This window comes from Undibacterium parvum (assembly GCF_003955735.1).
Classification (GTDB): Bacteria; Pseudomonadota; Gammaproteobacteria; order Burkholderiales; family Burkholderiaceae_D; genus Undibacterium; species Undibacterium parvum.
In genome coordinates this window covers 2,403,136-2,425,730 of sequence record NZ_CP034464.1, presented here as the reverse complement: position 1 = coordinate 2,425,730, position 22,595 = coordinate 2,403,136, and the positions used below count along the sequence as shown (strand labels likewise).

Genomic DNA, 22,595 nt, shown 5'->3' with positions numbered 1-22,595 from the left:
TTGTTGCAAAATTTCATCTTTGTTGATTTCCAAAATCAGCTCGTCCTTACTCCGCATTTTCCTTTTTCCGATTAAGCAAAGCCCAGCACGCATATTCCATGCGGGTCTCCAGCCTATCTGGCCGCAAAGCCGCATGGAATATGCGCGTTAGCGGCATCATGTTTTAAAAATGGCCGCCGCCCGCTGCAACTGACGTTTGAGTTGCTGGCGCCCTAGATGCCAGGCTGCCGCCAACACAGAAGCCGGGCTGCGCAAGTTGTAGGCGCGCAGACCCCAGCGTTCGCGCCTATCCGACATCCAATCCTGTTTATACGCATCGTCACCGGTCAGGTAGTCGACTTCGCTCACTCTATCAACGTCGATCACCTGCTGCATCATGTGGCAGGTAAGCAGAGAACCGATAGAGAGTTGTGCATGACGTTCATCGTAGGCAAGTTTATAAATCAAGGCGCTAGCTTGATGCACGATCCACAGTTGGGCCGCGACCGGCTGTCCATCCAGATAGGCCAGGCCCAGGCGCAGGCTGCCTTGCTGGGCGCACAGCAGCATCAGCGCTGCAATGAATTCAGGTTGGGCTTCAGAGGGCTTCCAGCTGGCGCGATAGACTTGTTCATATGCGGCCTGCGCCGTGACTAATTGCGCTGGCGTTTGCACCAGCTTGAACTGCAAATTGTGATTTTTACTGGCTTGCTTTTGCTTCTTTTTCAGGGTGTTCTTCAGGCGCGATGGCAGGCTCTCGAAATACTCAGGAAAACTGCGGCCGTTGAGTTTGAGATACCAATTTCCAAAACAAAAATAACGCTGCACTGCCATCCCCGCAGCACGGCAGGCGATCTCCATCGTGGGTAATTGCCTGGCCTCCAGCGCCAGCGGATGCAGATCGAGACTGCCCCAACGCGGCACTTCCTGCGCAATGTGATGAAGCAAAAAATTCAGTTCGTCTTGGGTCGCCGCTGGCTCAGAGGCGCGGATCAGGCTGAACAGTGAGCTATAGTAATTAGAGGCGGCGAGTAAAGCCGGTGCCTGGAAAACGCTGCGCTGGTGGGAGTTAAAGCACAGCGGCAGCAACAACAAGGGCTGGCCATTTTTCTCCAAGCCATACAGGCGCAAGCTGTGTTCCGCCCCCAGTGAATGTGCATGCAGAGTCTGCAACCACGCGTAGCTGGAAAAGAAATTCGATGCCGATTCCGCCTCCGACATCAAAGTTCGATATGCCTCAGGCAGACTATCTAACTGCATGAAAACGCGCACTGCACGCATCAAAAAACCTCTGACTGTCGCTGCATGAGCTTATTCAGTCTGGTTCAGTAAATTCTGCTTATACCATTGCATGGCTTCATGCAGACCCTGGTCTACCCTATGCGTGGGCTGATAACCGAGCAGCTTCCTGGCTTTACTGATATCGGCCTGAGAATGCCGGATGTCGCCATTTCTAAATTGTGCGTAAGTGGCATGATGCTGTGCCAGATGCGGAAAATCGGCGATCAATAAGGCTTTCATCATTTGATACAGCTGATTGAGGCTGGTGCTATCGTTGAGTGCCACGTTATAAACCTGGTTGCCGGCTTCAGGATTGTCACTCAGTGCAGCCAGCAGATTGGCTTGTACGACGTTGGCGATAAAACAGAAATCACGCGTGGTTTCACCATCGCCATTGACGCGTAGAGTCTGGTTTTTAATCAAGGCCGCGACCCATTGCGGTATCACTGCCGCGTACGCACCATTTGGATCTTGGCGCGGACCAAACACATTGAAATAACGCAGACCGATAGTATCGAGACCGTAGCAACGCGCAAACACGTCGGCATATAGTTCATTGACGTATTTGGTGACTGCATAAGGTGACAAAGGCTTGCCTATCACCGCTTCGACCTTGGGTAGACCAGGGTGATCGCCATAAGTGGAACTCGATGCCGCGTACACAAAGCGTTTTACCTTGGCATCGCGCGCAGCGGTGATGATGTTGAGGTAGCCAGTGACGTTATTCGCATTGGTCAGGATAGGATCTTCCAGCGAGCGCGGGACTGAGCCTAGCGCAGCATGATGCAAGACGTAATCGACACCCTGACAGGCCAGCTGGCAATCTTTAAAGTTGGTGATGTCACCGACTATCATCTGAAAATTCTTGAATAAGTCTGGCCCCACCAGAGCCTGCACCTGATCCAGATTATGCTGATAGCCAGTCGAAAAATTATCCAGCCCCCGCACTTTCTGATTGAGCTTGAGTAAAGTTTCCAGTAGATTTGAACCAATGAAACCAGCCACGCCGGTGATTAACCAGGTGGCTTGATGCGTGTGTAGCGCTTGCTGTACATCTTCAAATTTAGTCATGTTTAATACGGGTGAAAATTACAGACGCCAGACAGTAAATCCCGCCGCGCGCAGGGCGGCTTGATCATATTTGGATTTGATGTCGACGAAGCAGGCATCGGCACTTGACTTAGCCTGGTAGTCGGACAAGGGACGCGCCATCAATTCTGCATGCGAAACCGCGGCAATCGTCACCGTGGCGAGTGGTAAATCTTCCCATGATTCTAGCTTCAGACCATATTCATGCTCGGCCTCGGCGCTATCGGCCAGCGGATCGTAGATGTGCACATCGACGCCGTAAGATTGCAGCTCAAAAATCATATCTGCCACTTTAGAATTGCGTAAATCCGGGCAATTTTCTTTGAAAGTAAGTCCCATCACATTGACCACGCAACCCTTCACATGATGGCCGGCCTTGATGATTTCCTTGACGACTTTTTCAGCGATAAACTTGGCCATGCCGTCGTTAATTCTACGACCGGCTAAGATCACTTGCGGATGGTAACCCAGCATGTCGGCCTTGTGGGTCAGGTAATACGGATCGACACCGATGCAATGGCCGCCTACCAAACCAGGACGGAAGTTCAGGAAATTCCATTTGGTACCGGCCGCCTGCAATACTTCCAGCGTATCGATGCCTATCATATCGAAAATAATCGCCAATTCGTTCATCAGCGCGATATTCAAATCACGCTGGGTGTTTTCTATGACCTTGGCGGCTTCGGCCACCTTGATGCTGGTGGCTCTATGCACGCCTGCGCGGATGATGGTTTCGTACAGCTTGGCGATTTTATCTAGGGTGTCGGCATCATCGCCAGAGACGATTTTTAAGATGCTGGTTAAAGTATGTTCTTTGTCGCCGGGATTAATCCGCTCGGGTGAAAACCCGACATGAAAATCTTCTTTCCATTTCAAGCCAGAGTGTTTTTCCAATACCGGGATGCAGACTTCTTCAGTCGCGCCCGGGTACACGGTCGACTCGTAGATCACGATGGCGCCGCGCTTCATGTGCTTGCCTACGGTAACGCTGGCACCGATGAGCGGAGTGAAATCTGGATTATGTGCCAGATCGACTGGCGTCGGCACCGCGATCACCACGTAATCGGCTTGCCCCAGAGTGCTGGGATCGGTACTGACGCTGAGGTGGCGCGCCGCTTCTAACTCGGGCGTAGACAGTTCGCCGGTCGGGTCGATAAATTTTTGGTAACTGGCAATTTTTTTTGCCGATAGATCAAAGCCTATCGTCGTCATTTTTTTACCGAACTCTACTGCCAGCGGCATGCCCACATATCCCAGTCCCACCACGCCTACGATAGTCATAAAATCCTCATCTGAATAAAATTAAAATAAACCGACATCATTTTCGATATCGCGGGCCTGGCTTTACATCTTTTTAGGACTTACGCTAAATTGTCCCAGCTAGGCGTAGCGTCGAAGACAGTACTTTAGTACGGCAAGACGGATACAACAACGCTGGGGCGGTTTTGCGTAAGGCCTACTTTTTTTGCAGTAATTCTTGGACATAATTAACCGGTATCGCATAAGTGATGCCACTAGGATTGGTAATCGCGGTTTCCTTGAGTCCTTTGACAAACACCATATTGATCACGCCGATGACGCGTCCGGTTTCTGTCTCGTAGACCGGGCTGCCGCTATTGCCCGGATAGGCGGTGGCATCGAGCTGAAATACAGAATACGGTGTACGTCGCAGTTGTGCCACCACTTTAGGGTCGAGCCGACGTGAATCTTGTGCAGGCTTGACGATAGGCGTAATCGCCGCGACCGTGCCCTTATGCGTGGCGCGGTGAAAACCCAGACTGATCGCCAGCGGAAATCCGGTAAACGCGATCGCCTGGCCTTCAACCACACTGTCGGCCTCGCCTAACTCTAATGCCGGTAAAGGGCTGCCGGTGACTCTCAGTCTCGCCAGATCATGTTCTTCATCAATCGCGATGATGGTAGCGCTTCTAAATTCTGTACCCTCGCCTTTGGCGACCAGGATACCCAGACTAGGTTCGGTGCCGTTGTCAGTGCTCACTTTTAAGGAGCCGTTGACCACGTGGGCGTTGGTAATAACTGTTAAACCATCGCCCACCACAAAGCCAGTGCCGGAAAAACTAACGGCCGGTGCGCGGGTTTTCTCAAAGGTGGCGATCGCCACGATAGAAGGTTTGATATTTTTGACTAGGGATGGGAAATCTACCGCGTATCCGGCTTGCGCAAAGGATAGCATCAGGGTCGTACATAAAACATACTTCAGAAGCGATGAATTATTCATGGTGTAGGGAATAAATTTCCGTTAAAAAAGACCTGTTTTAGTAGCAGCACCCAGACTTTGCAGTGTAATGAACTTTGGTATTTTTTGCATCATATTTAGGACTTAGCCGTGGCTTCCAGCACATTGCCGCGCTAAACCAGAACCTCCAGCGCAGCTCTATGACTTAAAAATTGGCTAGGGCTGGCGCTTAATCCATAGGCACCGGACTGGAATACCACCAGCAAGTCGCCGACTTCGGCCACAGGCAGTAGCATTTGATCGGCCAAAATATCCAAAGGTGTACACAGCGGGCCGACCACGTTGACCAATTCCTTATTCTCTGCAGCCATTTTATTGCCGATCGCGACTGGATAATTCTTGCGTATGACTTGACCCAAATTACCGGAGGCAGCCAGGTGGTGATGCATGCCGCCATCGGTCACTAAAAAAATTTGTCCGCGCGAGACTTTTTTATCGATCACTTTGGCGACATAAATGCCGGCCTCGCCGACTAAATATCGACCAAGTTCTAACACCACCGCGGCCGCCGGCAGCTCGTTTGCCAAGCGTTGCATCCATAGTTGCAAATGGTCGGCAATGCTATGCAATTCAAGTGCGGTTTCACCAGGGAAATACGGGATACCAAAGCCGCCCCCGATATTGAGCAAACGCAAAGGACGCGGCGCATATTCCGCCAGTTTCAAGGCCAGTTGAAAGGTGTTCGCATGCGCCTCTATGATGGCTTGCGCCTTCAGATTTTGTGAGCCACAAAAAATTTGCAAGCCGTAAAAATCCATGTTCAGTGTGCCTATGCGTTGCAATAGTTGCGGCGCTTGCTCGGCATCGACACCGAAGGGCTTAGAACCGCCGCTCATCTTCATCCCAGACGACTTCAATTCGAAATCTGGATTGATACGCAGGACTACTTTGGGACGCATGCCCAGCGCGATCGCAATGTGGTTCAGACGTTCTAATTCTGAAGAAGATTCGAGATGGATCAGCACTTGCGCCGCCACGGCCTGACTCAACTCGGCATCGGTTTTGCCAGGCCCGGCGAAACTGATGTGTTCGGTTGGCATACCAGTATCCAACGCACACTTTAGTTCGCCGCCAGAAGCGACATCAAGGCCATCGACCAGGCCAGCCATGTGCTGCACTAGCGCCGACATAGGATTGGCCTTAATCGAATAATGCAGCTGCAGACCACCCGGGAGGATTTGACGTAGCTGCACAATACGCGCATCCAGCAATGCTCTATCGAAAGCATAGAACGGCGTACTGCCTACCCGCAGCGCCAGCCGTGTCAAAGGGATACCAGCGACTTGCAAGCAGCCGTCCTGGACTGCAAACTGCGTGAGTGGCGCATGCTGTGGTTTATTCATAGTGGGCATGCGCTATCCGTGGCGGCTGAGGTGAGATTGCTGAGGTGAGATTGCTGAACTGAGAGACTGAACTAAGAGACCGAACTAAGAAGCGATAAGGCAGCAGGCTCAAGCCGCAATCCCCATGCGGCTTTGCGGGCAGATAGGCTGGAAAGGCGCATGGATACTGCGCCAGCGGCCTGCCTGTTGTTAAATTTGCTTGGGCGTAGTTGTGCATCCTCATGCCTGCTCGCTAGCAATAAAAATATTCTGAAACTGCGCTTGCAGGGATTTTCTGTCTATTTTTCCATTCGCATTGCGCGGTAAATTTTCTGCCACGATCTGTATATGCGCCGGCTGCATATAGCCTGGTAATTTTTGCTGGCAATGCTGTCTGATCGCCTCCGCCTGCAAGCTCTGTTGGGCATTTTGCTTGAGCACCAGCACGATCGCCTGCCCCAATTGCGGGTGTGGCACACCGACCGCGGCCAGTTCATTCAAAGCAAGATAGTCAGCCACCACCTCTTCGACTTCGCTAGGGCTGATGCGGTAACCAGAAACCTTGATCATGTCATCTTCGCGACCGATAAAATACAGGTAACCTTGTTCATCCATGCGTACCGTATCGCCCGACCAAACCGCGATTTCTGGCAAAGGCAGGCCAGCCAAACGTGGCGGCAGGGGGCGGAATCGTTCCACCGTTTTCTCTACATCGTTCCAGTAACCCAAAGCCACCAGCGCGCCACGATGCACCAATTCTCCAGCTTCATTAGCAGCGCATACCTGGCCCTGTTGATTCATCACGATTAACTCTGCCCCGGGTATCGCCTTACCTATCGAGTCTGGTCGGGCATCCAGCTCTTCAGGATCGAGGTAACTAGAACGAAAGGCCTCGGTGAGGCCGTACATTAGATAGATTTTCGCAGACGGAAACAGCGCCCGCAAAGCCTCTAGGGTAGTTTTAGGCATGGCACCACCCGAATTAGTCAGGTAGCGCAAAGCACTGACAGCCGGCCATTTTTGCTGCGCCAACAGTAGCCATAGCGGCGGCACTGCGGCTAGTCCGGTAATATTTTCGCTTGCGACTGCGCGCACTATGTCTTGCGGCATCAGATAATTCATCAAAACCACGCAGGCACCGACGCTCAATGCGGTCGTTACCTGACTCAATCCGTAATCAAAACTGAGCGGTAAAACGGCGAGTATGCGGTCGCTGCTTTGATTGTGAAGGTAGCCGGCAACACTCGCCGCACCCGCCAATAAATTGCGATGCGACAGCACCACGCCTTTGGGTTTGCCGGTACTGCCCGAGGTATATAAGATGGCCGCCATATCGACATCAATACAAGGCGCGGCAGCCGGTGCCAGCTCAGCTGCGGCCAATGCCTGCGTCCAAGTCAAGCACTGGATAGTGGCAGCTAGCTTTAACTGGTCGACGGTTTCGGTATCGAGCACGATGACGCTGTGTAAGTCGGGGCAGGCCGCCAATACCTGAGTCAGGCTACGCAAACGCTGCGCCGAAGTGACTAAAATTTTTACATTGCAGTCGGCCAGGATATACGCCACTTGCTCGGCTTTCAGGAGTGGATTGACAGGAACAAAGGCGGCACTCGCAGCAGAGGCGGCGAACATGGCGATTACCGCTTCCGGCCGTTTCTCCAGATAAATTGCGATGCGCTCAGAGCGCGCTATTCCTTGATTTAGATAGCCGCTGGCCAGTTGCTTGACCTGGCGCAGCAGGCTGGCGTAATCGGTGTCCTTAGATTGATAACGCAAGGCTGGCGCCTGCGGTGTTTTTGCGCAGCTATCCGTTAACAGTGTATGAAATAAATCTGGCATTTTTGGTCTTGGCAAGCGCCTATTTTATGGCGTGCCGGTTCATCAAATCGTATAGGGTGGGACGGCTAATACCGAGCAATTCGGCTGCCTTGACCATATTCCCATCTACCCTGGCCAGCGCTTTAAGTACGGCTTTATGCTCGGCTTCATCGCGGATCTGGCGCAAATTGATCGCCTCTTCTTCTACCGGCAACGTTGACAAACCCAGATCATCAGCGGTAATTTGCGGCCCGTCTGCCATGATGACTGCGCGTTTGATACAGTTTTCCATCTCGCGTACATTGCCCGGCCAGCTATGGCTTTCGATTAAGGCCATCGCCTCTTTATTGAAGCTGAGGCCAGAACGGCCCTCTTTGGCATTGAATTTATTTTTAAAATGATGCGCCAGCAAGGCTGCATCACCGATGCGTTCAGATAAGGGCGGGATATTGATGACTATTTCGCTGAGGCGATAATACAAATCTTCCCTGAAACGTCCGGTGCTGGCCAATTCTTTCAAATTTTGATGAGTCGCGCAGACGATGCGCACATCGACAGGAATTTCCTTATGACCACCGATGCGCTCGACCACCCGCTCCTGCAAAAAACGCAGTAATTTAGCCTGCAGTGACATGGGTAAATCGCCGACCTCATCAAGGAAAAACGTACCCTCATTGGCTAATTCGATTTTGCCTAGATTCTGTTTAACTGCTCCCGTGAACGCGCCTTTCTCGTAACCGAACAGCTCACTCTCCAATAAATTTTCGGGAATGGCCGCGCAATTGATCGCCATGAAGCGCTTATTCTCACGTGGGCTAAGCTGATGCAGGGCGCGCGCCAAGACTTCTTTGCCGGTGCCGCTATTGCCCAACAACATCACTGAGGCCGAAGACGGCGCGACTTTTTCTATGTTGCGACAGACTTTCAACATGCCGGGGTCGCGACTGATGACACCAGACATGGGCGATGACGATTGAATTTGCAACATGCGACGATTCTCTAGCTGTAGTTGATGCAAGAAAAAAGCGCGCTCTATGACCAAGCCTAACAAGGTAGGATCAAACGGTTTTTGATGGAAATCGTAGGCTCCCAGAGCGATCGCCTTGACTGCATTATCGCGCTCCTGGTTGCCGGATAAAACGATGATTTTGGTATCCGGTGCCAGCGCCAAAATTTGCTGCAAGATAGCCAAACCTTCGGTCGCGCCATCCGGATCTGGCGGCAAGCCCAGATCCATGGTCACCACCGCCGGCTCATGCCTGCGCACATGGGCTAAAGCAGACTCTCGGTCACCGGCCACCAATACCTCGTAGGCATCGAAGCTCCAGCGCAATTGCTTCTGCAATCCCAGATCGTCTTCAATGATCAACAATGTCTTTTTTTCCTGGCTCACAGCGTAACCTTTTGTGGTGTATGTTTCATTAAGCGGCTTTCTGCTCCGGCTCAAATAGCGACAAGACTAACTTGAATGTGCTTCCTTTTGAGGGTTGGCTACTCACTTCCAGCGTACCACCTAATTCCTGCACATATTCCTTAGTTTCAAATACCCCGATACCCATGCCCGCTAGCTTGGTAGAAACAAAAGGACTAAACAATTTTTCCTGGATAAATTCTTCTGTCATCCCCACTCCGGTGTCGCGAATCTCGACAATTGCATTATTCGCGTCTTGCCGCAAGATCACTCTGACTTCACCATCTTTGGCTGTGGCTTCGATGGCGTTTTGTACTATGTGTCCTATGACTCTCTCTAGCCGTCCCCAGTCGGCCTTGATGCAGAGATTTTTTTCTAAAATTTCCAAAACTGGCTTCGGTGTGTAGGGTGCTTTTGATTCCACCACCTGGGCTAATAATTGATCCAAAAAGATGCCACTACGCTCTTCGGTGCTGGCGCCACGGCTGAGCTTTTGCAGCAGGACTTTCATTTTTTGTACAGAATGCTCTATGGTATCGAGCATGTCTTGCTGAAATTCAGGATTATTCTTATGCTTCTCTGCATTCGACAGCAACAAGGATAATTGCGCCACCAGATTCTTAAGATCGTGCACCATGAAGGTAGACATACGGTTAAACGATTCAAACTGTCTTGCCACCATCAGTGCATTGGCTGAATCCTGCTGAGCCAGATAACTGGCGGCCTGGCTACCCGCTATTTTCAATAAATCGAGGATTTCCCAATTCAGCTTAAGCGCACTTCTGGCCTTGGCCAACACCACAAAGCCAAATAATTTACCGTGCAAAATTAATGGCAAGACTAGCCAGGCTTTATCATAGGCCGTCAACCAAGTCGGGATAATAACCGCCTCATAGGTTTCAGAGCCAAAATCTACATCGCTAAGATCGATCACCCATTGCTTCTCTTCCAGTAAGCGACAAAAACCGCTAGTCATAGGCTCGGCACTGTCGTTTAGCTGCATATTCCATTGACTCGATGCTTCGCAAAAGCTGGATTCCCGCACCACAAACAAGGCCGCCGCCGGGCTCTCGACTAATTCCGCCAGCGCACGGATGGCCCGTTCTCCCAGATCTGGCCCAGGCATAGCGAGCGTGCGGGTAAACCGTATCCACTCTTCTCTATAGTCATAATTATAATTGTAAAAATGTTTACTTATAAAGACTTTCAACCAAGAGCGTACCGATCCAGAGAATATCAATACAACCAACAGAACCACGGCACCAAACAAAAAGGCGACCTGCATCACGAAGCCCCAGTTACCGCCAAAATAACGCAAATAATAACCAGCGGCGGCCATCGCTAATAGATAAAAAGCGGCACCGAGCAAGGTCGCAGAATGAAATAAGATCCGGCGCGATACCAGGATGCCCTGCGACCATTTAGGATTACGCGCAATCGAAATCGCCAAGAGCGGCACGGTGATAGCATCAACGATGCCGCGCGCGGCCCATATCTCTACATTCACCTTACGGAACAGCATGGCGTCGCTATACAGATAGAAATCGTAGACAAACAATCCACCTATGCCGAGACACGCAAATTTGATACCCCAACGTCCTTTTTCTGAGGTGTTTCTAAAGAACTGCTCGACCAGCAACATACCAATTACCGACATCACCACGCGCCCATTGGTCTCACCCAATAGATTAAGAATCGTCTTGAGAAAATCAGGTAGAGCAAGTTCGCGCAGCAGCGTGGCAAATAATTGTAGGATTAAAAATCCACAGATCACCAAGACATGAGGCTTGGCATTGGCTAGCGCAGAAAGCCGAATTTCTTGCGGTGGATCTAACAAAATAAGTAAAAAAATTACCCACGCCGCACTACGCGCGAACTCAAGCGTATGCGCCAAGACGCTTAGGGGGATTTCTAAATAGGCATGCGAAGCGAGACTTGCAGCCCAGACCGCGGTCAGTAAGCAAGCAGCTGTCATCGACAACCAATGCAATCTACCGCGCCATTTGGTGAGCAAAAGCAGGGAAAGAAGTGCAAATGCCACCGCTGCGATGGCATAACTTAGAACCGCAACGCTAATGAACATCCGGACTACTTTCTGATGAAGTCAGACGAGAAGTGAGCAATTTCATCGCGCACCTTTCCCCAGCAATACAACTTGTACTGTTTCCAAAAGAATTAAAACATCCAAAAACAGACTATTGTTTTTCACGTAGTAAAGATCGTATTGCAGTTTTTGCAGTGCATCCTCTACCGAAGCGCCATAGGCGTAACGCACTTGTGCCATGCCAGTAATGCCAGGTTTAATACTGTGCCGCATATTGTAAAAAGGAACTTCTTTGCAGAGTTGCTCGACAAAAAATGGGCGTTCTGGGCGCGGCCCAACGAAGCTCATCTCGCCTTTTAAGACGTTAATAATTTGTGGCAATTCATCGATACGCAATTTACGTATCACACTACCTACCCGCGTGGTGCGGGGGTCATTGCTAGTCGCCCATTGTGGGGTATTGGCTTGCTCGGCACTGATTCCCATACTGCGAAATTTCAGTACACTATATGTTTGGCCATTTTTTCCTACCCGCTCTTGTCGATAAAAAATGGGTCCGCGATCTTCCAGAACAATCAGGCTGGCAGTAAAAATCATGAGCGGCAAGGTCAATACAAATAAAAAAGCACTCACCACCAGATCGAAGATTTGCTTGCTAAATTTACGTGAAAAACTTTGATTGAAACCTTCGCCAAATACCAGCCAACCTGGCTGTAAAGATTCCACCCGAATCTGGCAGGCCTCGCGCTCAAAAAAAGCCGCCGCATCGATGACTTTGACGCCATTCAATTTGCAATCTAATAGGTCTTGTATAGGAAATTGAGCGCCGCGACGGTTTTGTACCGCCACCACAATTTCATCGGCCTGATGTTTTGCTGCCAGAGCAACGATACCTTCCGAGTGTGGCAGTATGTACTTGGCAAGCACGCAAGTCTCTTCGTTCGCCACAGGTACAAAACCTATGATGTCATAGTCATGGTGAGCAGTATTACTCAAGGCCAGTGCATGGCATTCTTGCGCGAGTTTGCCTGTACCTAAAAATATAATGCGTGATTTCAACAAGCTAGATTCGGATGTTTTAAAAAACAGTACCCGACCCAACAACACCCCGCTAGCGGAAAATACAAAGACCAGCCCCATCACCCCACGACCTAAATACAGATCGGGAAATACATAAAACAGCATCGTGATCATGGTCAAGGCCAACGCGAATGCCGGCATTAAACGCAAAAAAGTATTGCGTATTCCCTCGCGAAAATTAATTTGATACATGCCCAAGGCACTGAGGCTAAAAACCACAGTCAGCGCAAAGGTGACTGCAGTAAAGAAAAAGTGCTCTATGCCGACAAACGAAGGGTAACTATGATCTAGCATCCTGACCATGGCACCCAAATAGACAGCGCCCAGCGAAATACAAAACTCAAATATCAATAAGCTAAAGGTAATTTTAGAGACATGGTGATTTGCGATTCGCAACATTGAAACTCCGAGTTTGCTGCTAGAGCGAGGGGTTTTAGATAAAAAATGCTTAATTTACATATTTTTTAAATATTTTTTATTTTAACATCCTTGCATGACAGTATGATTAAGAAGACAATCAATAATCGATTTATAGGCCTCACTCGATGCCGATTCACAACATATTTTGCCTCGGCAAGCATCACACTGGAACTTACTATACAAGCCAAATTTGCTTGATGCAACGCCAACAATAACGAAGCGTGAAATTTCTAAAAACTGTTGCAAATACGGAGAACTCCATCATGAGAGCGCTTGCTAAAATTTTTATTATCAGTAGCATTTTTTTTGCCACTGCGTCACAGGCCAATGACAAGACTGAGGCCTTGCAATTGCTGCAGCAGATCCGCGACAACATAGCCAAAGCCGCCTGCGATGATCAGCAACAATGCAAAACCATAGGGATAGGGCTGAAAGCATGCGGTGGCCCCGAGCTCTATCTTGCATGGTCTAACCTTGCTACCAACGCAGAGTTATTAAACTCGCTTAGCCAGCGCTATCGCAGCTTGCGTGAAGCGCAAATCAAGGCATCCGGAGAAATCAGCAACTGCATGGCGATCAAAGACCCCGGTGCTTATTGTCAGTTTCCGGCAGAAAAGCCGACTATGGGTACATGTCAATTAGGTTTAGAAGGCGTAAACATTGCAAAATGAAATGCTTGGGAAGGAAAAATAGAAAAAGGCTGCAATTTTAAAATTGCAGCCTTTGTTATTGCAGTCTGAATCAAGGATCTAGACTGCCGCAGTTAATGCTGTAGAAATACTTACTTGCTAATTCTAGTATCACTACGCTCGCCAACTGCAGTTGGAGCTACTGCACCCGTTTCTATTCGCAGGATAGTAGTCGCCTGCACGTTACCACCAGCATCTTTAAACTGCCCGGCCGCCAAGTAACGTTGATTCGTTGCCAAACCAGACCAGCTCATGCCGACAGTCGCATTCGCACCGGAAACCACCTTACTTGGAGCTGCCAAGCTGAAATTGCCACCAGTATCGCCTGTCGTCACGACCCAGTTAGACATGCGGTAGCTCATATCTGGGTTACCAGTTGCCGTTCCGTAGGCAGTTACACAGACTTTATAATTACCTGCTGCCGGGCTAGCGACTTGTACCTGTTCTGCAGATCCATCATTGCCAGAATAGACGTAACTACCATCAGGTTTCAACAACATCATGTCGAAATCATCAGCGCCTGGGTTACTAGTATCCTGATTACGCAAAGAGAAGCGTGCCGCTACTGTATTGGCTGGGATAGCAAAATTATGCACCTTAGTCGATGCGGTATCGCTGCCTGCAACACATGCCGCCTTCAATTGTGCACTGGTCAAAGCGCCTGGTGCCAGAGTAACGGAGTCACCTAAAGTTGCAGCTTTCAAGCCACCTTTCGCTGTTCCCATCAAACCTGTGAAGCCAGTCTTAATGGCAAACAACTTGCTGCCAGACACTTTGTCGCTAGTGAGTTCAGCTGGAGCTGAAATCGCCTTTCCAACCAAGGCACTGAGTGGACTACGAACCACGTGACCTGCTGCATCCGACCAAGTCAAGGCACCATATGCCCAGACGTTTTCGACTGCGGTAACGGGTGTGATCTTAACCGTAAATGCAGCCTTTGCACCCGCTGCCAAATTCAAAGTTGAAGGCGTCACCAATACATTAAACCCTGGCAAACTCGCTACCGCATTGTAAGTTGCCGCAGTATCGCTGACGTTGGTCACTTCACGCGTCATGGTTGTAGGGCCGACTACGTTACCGACAGTTAATGAAGGTAAGTTGAGGTTGTAGGTCTCATTCAAAGTACCAATAGTGGTACAGTCAGAGGCTGGAACGACTGCCGCTTTATTTACCTTACATTGATATTTGATGTAATCGTTTTTACCCAAGTCATACACTAAACCTGGATTGGCCGCGCCATTTGGATTCACATGACCTGCGCCTTGTGACCATGGCAATTTACCATTTTGCATACCGATCAGGCCGTCATCCAAGGTAGGAGTAGACGTTGTCATCATGGCGGACTTAACAGCCGCAGGTGACCAAGTCGGGTGCTGTTGGCGCAACAGCGTCGCGATACCCGCAATATGCGGAGACGACATAGACGTACCTTGATAGGACGCCCAAGCTGGAGCTCCAGCGGCGCTGCCATCGGCAATCGCATTTCTCTCTGCCTCAGTCATGCCAGGAGTTACATTGGCAATGATATCGACACCAGGACCGGTGATGTCAGGCTTAAGTTGATTACCATCAAACCGATTCGGACCACGTGAGGAAAAGCCCGCCATGATAGGTGCTGGCACCTTGACTACGCCAAATTTTGATATTGCTGCATTGGCGGAAGCCGTAGTTGCGTAGGTTTTGATCAGTGCGCCATCGGCAACGCTGACGTGCACAGTCGGCACTGAATGCACTTCGGCGACCAAGCCAGCACCATTATCGACCAGCACCATACCGACACCACCAGCATTTAACACTGCCAAACTCTTGTCGACACGGGCATTGGTACCACGCGTGCAGGTCACTACTTTACCAGCGACCTTTGCGGGATCCAACAGTGGCGTGCCAGGAGACACAACACTGTTACTAAAACATAGTTTTAATTCAGTAGCATCAGCACCTGCCAGGCCTGCGTCTTCTGCCCGTATCATAGGAGACGCAGCTAAATCAACGGTATTGAAACTCGCACCAGAATACTTCGCGCCGTTACCTAAAGTGACTGAACTCTTCAAGCTGCGATCATGTGTAGATGCCGCAACAGTAGTCAGCCAAGGGCTGATATGCGCCACCTGGTTATCTGGTCCGCTATTCCCAGCCGATGCGGCAACAAAAACACCTGCATTGGCAGCACGCAAGAATGCCTGTTCCGCCAAGTCATTGACGCTTTCACCACCACTGATGGAGAAGTTAATCACGTTCACACCATCTTTAACTGCCTGATCAATCGCACTCACGATATCGATACTGGTACAACTATTTTTGCTGCCAGTGCCATCAGTGGCGGTGGCATCGACAAAGGTCCAGCATACTTTGTACGCAGCAATACGGGCGCGTGGCGCCATCCCTGTCGCGATCCCCATAGGGACGCCACTGATGACCGCAGTCGCCCCCCAGTTGCCAGCGACAGTAGAGGCTGTATGATCACCATGACCTCCGTGGCCTACAGTGCCACCGACGGAATCACGTGGAGAATCGAGAAATTCGGTCCAGTGAAAAGTCGGGTTGCTGGCCTTCATGCCGCTAGCGTAGGCATGCGCGCCGACCAATTTATTATTACAATGTTTGGCTGGATCGAAGCCCAGGCCGCTATCGCATGCACCTTTGTAGCTTGCAGGTGCAGGGCCAAAAACTTGGGTACCGCCAGCATCATGGGTAGGAACACCATTGGCATCAACGCGATCAGCAAATGCGGTATTTTCTGGCCAGATACCGCCATCGATAATACCAACCACCATGCCTTCGCCCGACATATTGCGACCACCAAGCTGCGACCACATACCATTGGCTGCATCTAAACCTAAAAAGCTCGTGGTCGTAATGGTCTGTAGCTGGCGCATTTCGTTTGCCTGCACACTAAGAACATTAGGATTATTTTGCAGACTCTGGACCTCGGCATCCGTCAACATGGCGGCAAAACCATTGAGTACCGTGTTGTAGGACGCCAGAATTTCTGCATTGGCGATAGTTGAAGTCACCAGATTTTGCTGGTCACCCAGATAGCGCACATAATTCTGTACATCGACAGATTCAAAATTAATACGGCTACCGGAAGTTGCCTGAGTTGGCGCTAAATTGGCCACGCCGCCGGCATAACTGGCGGTTGGTTGAGCTTGTAGTTGTACGATATAAGGACGACGTGCTTCTTGCGCGTAGGTGCTGGCGGAAAAACCGGAAAGCAGCAGCATCGCGGCCAAAGAAATTGGGCGAAGTTTCATATTCTTGATCCTTGAGAGTGTAGAGGACTGATCTAATTTTTATACAGTGTTGCGACGACGCAGGCCGGCAATTCCCAGCATGCCCAAGCCCATTAACAACCAGCTTGAAGGCTCAGGAACCGTTGCGGTGAGAATATTATCCAAGGCAAAATTGACTTTACTATTGCCGTTGGTGCAACCACTGTAATTGGCGTTAGTACAGGAAAAGCCAAGGAAACGCACGTAGTCGAAATAGATGCCTGCGAAACTGTCGTTCAAGGTCAAAGTCGTGAAATTGTATTCACCATTACTTAAGCCAGATAACAATATATCTGTTTCTATGGCATTAGCACCTTGATATCCTTTAACTCGAATAAAACTACTAGCAGGTAAAGTATCGCCTACCCCGATGGTGCTCGCTAACAAACTTTTTAATTGAAATCGTTGATTGTCTTCACGGCCGAGATAGACATAACCATCGTTCAAAGTCCCGTAATAATTGCTCTGGTTATTTTGCGGGCAGCGCAGTCCATCGGCACAAATGTCGCCTTGATTGCTACCGTCGATGAAAGCACCAATCAGGTCGCCGTCGGTCCTGCCAACGCCGTAACTTTCGGTCCAGAATTGACCTGCGTTTTTATGATCGCCATGAAAGACGAAGGGGCCGTCTTGCTGGGTCTCAAAATCGACAGTGGTAAACATGCTCGCGTGCGCGACACCAACGCTTAAGCAAGTCAAAGCAACGGCGGCAATGCTAGTTTTTAGTAGCTGTTTCATGCTCAGTCCTCATCTCAAATTATTTTTAAAATTTTCCTCCTGGACCGAGTTTCGTTCCAAGTTGCTGTTAAATATAACAATTCAATTACGCGATGTGGAAATTATTTTATCAACAATAATTTACCAAATATCACTCAAGCCCAAATTAAATTCGGCACTTCATAGATGAATTTTTATGCAAATTAATGTGGAAAATTTCTTCCAAAAAGCGAAAAATTTTTGCGAATTTTGTGCTCTTGTTGGTGTGCGGAAATTGCTGCAATTGCATAATTTATGTGCAGCAATATTCTGTGCAGAAATAAGTCAATCGAGAAAAATTTTTAAATAAACTCCGACGAAATTTGAAACTGCGTGTTAATCTTTCGCACATAAAATAGCGCTCATAAACAATTTTTGCTGACTTGCCAGACACGTTCAAAAAACAAAAATGAGTAAAAGCTAAGCAAAATTTCGGGAGAATAGGTCTAATGCGTGAAGTAAAAAATAGCGACAACAAGAACTTGCAATCGAAGACTAAACATGAGGGTTTTACCCTATTAGAATTACTGGTTGTTATCGTAATTATCGGTTTGTTAGCGGCTTACGTAGGCCCAAAGTATTTCTCACAATTAGGTAAATCTGAAGTGACGATTGCCAAAGCCCAAATCGAGGCTTTCGAAAAATCCTTAGACACCTATCGTTTAGATCTTGGTCATTATCCAAATAGTGAAGAAGGTTTAGGCGCCTTACTGAGCGCACCGGCAGCCAATGCCGCGAAATGGAATGGCCCTTACCTTAAAAAAGCTGTTCCACCAGATCCTTGGGGGCATCCCTATATTTACCGTTCGCCGGGAGCTAAATCTGATTTTGAAATCGTCTCCTTTGGACGCGATGGTCAGCCTGGCGGTAGCGGTGAAGACGCCGATATCAGCAACTAATTGCCACTGTTCACCCTAAGATGAGTTAAGCGCCATGCGGTACGATGTTCGAGCCTTAGCGCCCGATTTAGTGATATCCCTATTGACTATCGAAGCAGTTGACGAGGCCGATGCGCGCCGCCAACTTGAGGCCCGTGGTCTATTCGTTAGCGCGATCAATCCTGCACAGGCTAGTTGGCGCAAAGGACGCAGCGGCCAACCCAAAAGCACGCTTTCCCTAGTGCTGTTCAGTCAAGAATTATTGGCACTATTGAGCGCAGGATTAGGCGTGGTTGAAGCACTCGAAGCCTTACAAGAAAAAGAAGCCAACGCCGCCACGCACTCGGTATTGGGACGCTTGTTAGCTGGTTTGCGCGAGGGCAAACGCTTCTCCGCAGTGTTAGCTGAACAAGCTAATCTGTTCCCGCCTTTATATGTAGGTATAGTCAAAGCCGCTGAGGGCACCAGTGATCTTCCGCGTTCACTTACCCGCTTTATCGACTATCAGCAACGCATCGATATCGTGCGCGGAAAAATCATCAGTGCCGCAATTTATCCTATGATTTTGCTCGGTGTAGGGGGCGGTGTCAGTGCCTTCCTGATCACCTATGTAGTGCCACGCTTTGCCGAAGTGTATCAAGGTGCCGGACGTAATTTGCCGTGGATGTCGCAATTATTGTTGAGCTGGGGGCAATTTGCCGCGAATCACGGTGCGCTCTTATTTGCGGCGATAGTCGGCATCCTTAGCCTCGGCTTTGTATTGGTACGTCGTATGCTGGCGCAAGGTGGCATTGCCCGTATTTTAGCCAAATTGCCTGGCGTTGGTGAGCGCGTGCATGTCTATCAATTATCCCGTCTGTATCTGACCTTGGGCATGTTGATAGAAGGCGGCATCCCTATCGTGCAGGCGATTAGCACGGTGCAGGATATGGTTACGCCGACGGTCAGAGTCGGCTTAAACAACGCCCGCAGCATGATAGAGTCAGGCATGTCGCTGTCGATCGCCTTTGAGGAAAATAAACTGACTACGCCAATTTCATTACGCATGTTACGCGTGGGAGAACGTACCGGCGACATGGGACCTATGTTGACACAATCGGCAGCATTTTACGATGGCGAAATCAGTCGCTGGATAGATAGGTTTACACGCACGTTTGAACCTCTATTAATGGCCGCGATAGGCTTGATCGTTGGTGCCATCGTGGTCTTGCTGTATATGCCGATTTTTGATCTGGCCGGAGACATGTCATGATGGGCCAGGGAATGACGATTGATGCAGCATTACTGGCACGTGCCCGCACTCAAAGTCAAATATCACAACGTCCCTTGATCACAGAATTAGAGGAATTGAGTGGCAATGATCCGCGTCAAATAGTAAAGGGACTGGCACTGCCATTTGGCTTAGCAGTATTGGAAACGGCAGATATGCTGGGTTTAAAGCCGGCTTTTGATTTGCTCCCGCTATCACTAGCGATGGCGCGCCACTGTGTATTGTTACGCGATGTCGATCAAATCGTCATCGCAGTGATCGCAGATCCTTTTGATCTTGATTTGCAGACCTGGCTGAGTCATCGTGCCAATGCGAGTATCCGACAAGCACTTCCAATAAAATTAGCCTTGCAGTCTGACATTCAGGCCTATCTTTCCAAGCAGGAGGAATCGGCACGTGCGGTCGATAATTTATTGCCAGGTGCCATCGATACGAAGCGCGATCACAAAACCGCGGCTAATCTATCATTTGCCTCGGTGTCAGAGGCGGCTAGCCCAGCTGTCAAGCTAGTCAATTCAACTTTGTATGACGCCTTAAAAGCAAGTGCTTCTGACATTCACCTGGAAAGCACGTCGGCCGGTTTAGCGGTTAAATATAGGGTTGACGGTGTGCTAGATCACGCCACCTCAGTCAATGGTGTGGAGCTAGCCGAACAAGTTATCTCACGCCTGAAAGTGCTGGCGGAACTTGATATCGCCGAAAGACGGGTACCGCAGGACGGCAGCTTTAGGGTAGAAACTGGTGGACGTGAGATCGACTTGCGCGTCTCCATCATGCCGAGTATTCATGGCGAGGATGCAGTGATACGGATACTCGATAAGCGCGCCATGATAGAAGCCTATGGCGCGCTGACACTAGAATCGCTGGGCTTTGATATGGCGTCGCTGGTTAGTTTGCGAGCCTTAGCGCAAGAAGCGTATGGCATGTTGCTAGTCACCGGCCCAACTGGATCTGGTAAAACCACAACTCTGTATGCGGCATTAACTGAAATTCATAATGGCCGCGAAAAAATCATCACCATCGAAGATCCGGTTGAATATCAGTTACCTGGAATTTTACAAATCCCGGTAAATGAAAAAAAAGGCCTGACTTTTGCCAAGGGCTTGCGCTCCATCTTGCGGCATGACCCGGACAAAATTATGGTCGGTGAAATTCGCGACCGCGAAACAGCGGAAATTGCCGTACAGTCTGCGCTGACTGGTCACTTGGTCTTGACCACGGTGCATGCGAATAATGTGTTTGACGTATTTGGTCGCTTCACCCACATGGGCATCGATCCGTATGCCTTCGTTTCTGCACTTAATGGCATTTGGGCGCAACGTTTAGTACGTATGAATTGCCCGCATTGCGCCAGCCCTCATGTGCCTAGCGATGCTGAATTAGCGAGCGTTAATCTGTCGCGCATAGAAGTGCAGGATTTTCAGTTCATGCAGGGAAAAGGCTGCGGCGATTGCCGTGGCACTGGCTACAAGGGGCGACGTTCCATCGCCGAAATTCTAACTTTGAATGACGAAATTCGCGAGCTGATCGTCGACAAACGTCCGATACGCCAAATCAAAGCAGCGGCCTACGCCAATGGCACTAGAAGCCTGCGTTTAGCGGCTTTGGATTTAGTAAGACGCGGCGCCACTACGCTAACAGAAATCAAGCGGGTGACTTTGCATGCTTAAACGTTTCGGGCAATCATTAAGAATCGGCATTACAGGTGACAGCGTCACTGTGCTGCGTATCAGCCGCTGGCGCGGACCAGCTGTAACAGTGCTTTCAGAGCAAAAATATACGGCAGTCGATAGCTACACGCCAGACCAGTTAAGCCTACGGCTGCAACAAAGCCTGCAAGGAATAGGCGCAAATAAACTCCCAACGACGATAGTGCTGGCTGACGATTTAGTCCGGCTTTGGCAGGTAAGCCCGCCACTAGGAAGCACTCGCATCGCGGATATACAGGCAGCGGCGGCCATGCGTTTTCTCTCTTTGTTTGGCGAGCCAATCGGCGATTGGCAGATGAGTGCCGACTGGCAGGTGCAGCGATCATTTTTTGCCGCTGCAGTACCACATACGATACTTAAGGTACTGACACAACAAGCAGATGCACATCAATTGGCTTTGGTCGAGATAGCACCGCAATTTGTTTTGGCGTGGAACCGCTGGAGTGCCAAGCTCACGCCAGGAGCATGGTTCGCTTCGATCAGCGATCAAGTGCTAAGCGTGGCTTTAATCGAAAAATCAAACATCTGCGCTCTGCACAGTATTTTAGTGCCGGCAGAAGCAAGTTATGAATGGCTGCAAGCATATCTGGCGAAACTAGGTTTATTGCTGAATATTGCAGTTCCAAAGCATTTACAAATATGTGGGAAATTCAGTCCGAATTGGAGGCAAGAGACCGCAGCACTCAACTGTAGCCGGCTAGACCAGGCAAGACGAGGAATGCCAGCGTATAGCGCTGGTGTAGAGTTAGCCCTGACAGGAGTAGCTCTATGAAAAAAATTAAAATTGATTTTGCAAAGAATAGTCTGCGCCGGACGATCTGGCATACTGCGCCGTTGTACTGGTTTATTTTTATCCTTGGTGTGGCAGCCTGCCTAGCAATTAGTTATACGATACTCCAAGCTCGGGCGCTGCAACAAGAGCAGCAAGCGGCTAGAAATAAAATTTTGAAGGCGCGCGATAGTCAAATAGTGCCGGTCAAAAAACTTGACATCCCAGTGGCACAGGCAAGTGCCGTAAATCAAGTTGTGTTGCAGCTCAATCTGCCATGGCGCGAGTTGCAGTATGCATTAGACGAAGCAACTAACGAAAAAGTCGCGCTGCTAGCTCTGGAGCCTGAGGCAAAATCGCGCTTATTGAAAATCACAGCAGAAACTAAAAACAGTGATGATATGTTGTCCTATATTGACAGACTAAAATTACAAGATTTTTTTGTCAGCGTAGTCTTGAACAAACATGAAATAAATGAACAAGACGCGAATAGACCCTGGCGCTTTCAACTAGATCTGCAATGGTCAGAAAAAGCTAGCAAGCCATGAATT

General features: G+C 49.6%; 17 protein-coding genes. 6 read left to right on the top strand and 11 right to left on the bottom strand.

Going from position 1 to position 22,595, the window contains the following annotated elements:
* Nucleotides 1-156 precede the first annotated feature (156 nt).
* The 9 genes from EJN92_RS10550 to EJN92_RS10510 form a co-directional block, all read right to left on the bottom strand.
* Nucleotides 157-1,260, bottom strand: coding sequence for a GNAT family N-acetyltransferase (locus tag EJN92_RS10550; RefSeq protein ID WP_126127783.1), 1,104 nt, complete (start codon nt 1,258-1,260; stop codon nt 157-159).
* A 30-nt stretch (nt 1,261-1,290) separates the two neighbouring features.
* Nucleotides 1,291-2,331: an SDR family oxidoreductase gene (locus EJN92_RS10545; RefSeq protein ID WP_126127782.1), complete on the bottom strand. Its 1,041-nt coding sequence runs from the start codon at nt 2,329-2,331 to the stop codon at nt 1,291-1,293.
* Between the two features lie 18 nt (nt 2,332-2,349).
* Complete coding sequence (locus tag EJN92_RS10540; protein ID WP_126127781.1) at nt 2,350-3,630, bottom strand: nucleotide sugar dehydrogenase; 1,281 nt, start codon at nt 3,628-3,630, stop codon at nt 2,350-2,352.
* A gap of 175 nt (nt 3,631-3,805) precedes the next feature.
* Nucleotides 3,806-4,588, bottom strand: a complete 783-nt coding sequence (locus tag EJN92_RS10535) for a S1 family peptidase (RefSeq protein WP_227869801.1) — start codon at nt 4,586-4,588, stop codon at nt 3,806-3,808.
* Between the two features lie 131 nt (nt 4,589-4,719).
* Nucleotides 4,720-5,958 (bottom strand): pyridoxal-dependent decarboxylase, exosortase A system-associated, encoded by a 1,239-nt coding sequence (locus EJN92_RS10530; protein ID WP_227869800.1) that lies wholly within the window; start codon nt 5,956-5,958, stop codon nt 4,720-4,722.
* Between the two features lie 210 nt (nt 5,959-6,168).
* Entirely contained in the window at nt 6,169-7,767 is a 1,599-nt protein-coding gene (locus EJN92_RS10525; protein ID WP_126127780.1) for an acyl-CoA ligase (AMP-forming), exosortase A system-associated, read from the bottom strand.
* Nucleotides 7,768-7,786: 19 nt separating this feature from the next.
* The gene (prsR, locus tag EJN92_RS10520; protein WP_126127779.1) at nt 7,787-9,139 is read right to left on the bottom strand and encodes a PEP-CTERM-box response regulator transcription factor; all 1,353 of its coding nucleotides are present in this window, start codon (nt 9,137-9,139) and stop codon (nt 7,787-7,789) included.
* A 28-nt stretch (nt 9,140-9,167) separates the two neighbouring features.
* On the bottom strand, nt 9,168-11,240 hold the full coding sequence (prsK, locus tag EJN92_RS10515) for an XrtA/PEP-CTERM system histidine kinase PrsK (RefSeq protein ID WP_126127778.1): 2,073 nt from the start codon (nt 11,238-11,240) through the stop codon (nt 9,168-9,170).
* Nucleotides 11,241-11,282: 42 nt separating this feature from the next.
* Nucleotides 11,283-12,680 (bottom strand): TIGR03013 family XrtA/PEP-CTERM system glycosyltransferase, encoded by a 1,398-nt coding sequence (locus EJN92_RS10510; protein WP_126127777.1) that lies wholly within the window; start codon nt 12,678-12,680, stop codon nt 11,283-11,285.
* A 284-nt stretch (nt 12,681-12,964) separates the two neighbouring features.
* Between EJN92_RS10510 and EJN92_RS10505 the strand changes: the two genes are divergently transcribed.
* The gene (locus tag EJN92_RS10505) at nt 12,965-13,372 is read left to right on the top strand and encodes a hypothetical protein (RefSeq protein WP_227869799.1); all 408 of its coding nucleotides are present in this window, start codon (nt 12,965-12,967) and stop codon (nt 13,370-13,372) included.
* Between the two features lie 110 nt (nt 13,373-13,482).
* On the opposite strand, the gene EJN92_RS10500 is transcribed toward EJN92_RS10505, so the two are convergent.
* On the bottom strand, nt 13,483-16,644 hold the full coding sequence (locus EJN92_RS10500) for a S8 family serine peptidase (protein WP_126127775.1): 3,162 nt from the start codon (nt 16,642-16,644) through the stop codon (nt 13,483-13,485).
* Nucleotides 16,645-16,683: 39 nt separating this feature from the next.
* Nucleotides 16,684-17,400, bottom strand: a complete 717-nt coding sequence (locus tag EJN92_RS10495; RefSeq protein ID WP_126127774.1) for an NF038120 family PEP-CTERM protein — start codon at nt 17,398-17,400, stop codon at nt 16,684-16,686.
* Nucleotides 17,401-17,867: 467 nt separating this feature from the next.
* On the opposite strand from EJN92_RS10495, the gene gspG reads away from it, so the two are divergent.
* Genes gspG through EJN92_RS10470 form a run of 5 tightly spaced genes read left to right on the top strand, consistent with a single transcriptional unit; the run spans nt 17,868 to nt 22,592 of the window.
* A complete protein-coding gene (gspG, locus tag EJN92_RS10490; RefSeq protein WP_126127773.1) occupies nt 17,868-18,317 on the top strand; it encodes a type II secretion system major pseudopilin GspG in 450 nt (149 codons plus the stop codon).
* A 34-nt stretch (nt 18,318-18,351) separates the two neighbouring features.
* Nucleotides 18,352-19,548 carry a type II secretion system F family protein gene (locus EJN92_RS10485; protein ID WP_126127772.1) on the top strand — a complete coding sequence of 399 codons (1,197 nt, stop codon included), beginning with the start codon at nt 18,352-18,354 and terminating at the stop codon, nt 19,546-19,548.
* On the top strand, nt 19,545-21,236 hold the full coding sequence (locus EJN92_RS10480) for a GspE/PulE family protein (protein ID WP_126127771.1): 1,692 nt from the start codon (nt 19,545-19,547) through the stop codon (nt 21,234-21,236). Before EJN92_RS10485 ends, EJN92_RS10480 begins: the two co-directional genes overlap by 4 nt.
* The gene (locus EJN92_RS10475; RefSeq protein ID WP_126127770.1) at nt 21,229-22,047 is read left to right on the top strand and encodes a hypothetical protein; all 819 of its coding nucleotides are present in this window, start codon (nt 21,229-21,231) and stop codon (nt 22,045-22,047) included. The genes EJN92_RS10480 and EJN92_RS10475 overlap by 8 nt, the downstream gene beginning before the upstream one ends.
* Nucleotides 22,044-22,592, top strand: a complete 549-nt coding sequence (locus EJN92_RS10470; protein ID WP_126127769.1) for a hypothetical protein — start codon at nt 22,044-22,046, stop codon at nt 22,590-22,592. Before EJN92_RS10475 ends, EJN92_RS10470 begins: the two co-directional genes overlap by 4 nt.
* The last annotated feature ends 3 nt before the right edge of the window (nt 22,593-22,595 follow it).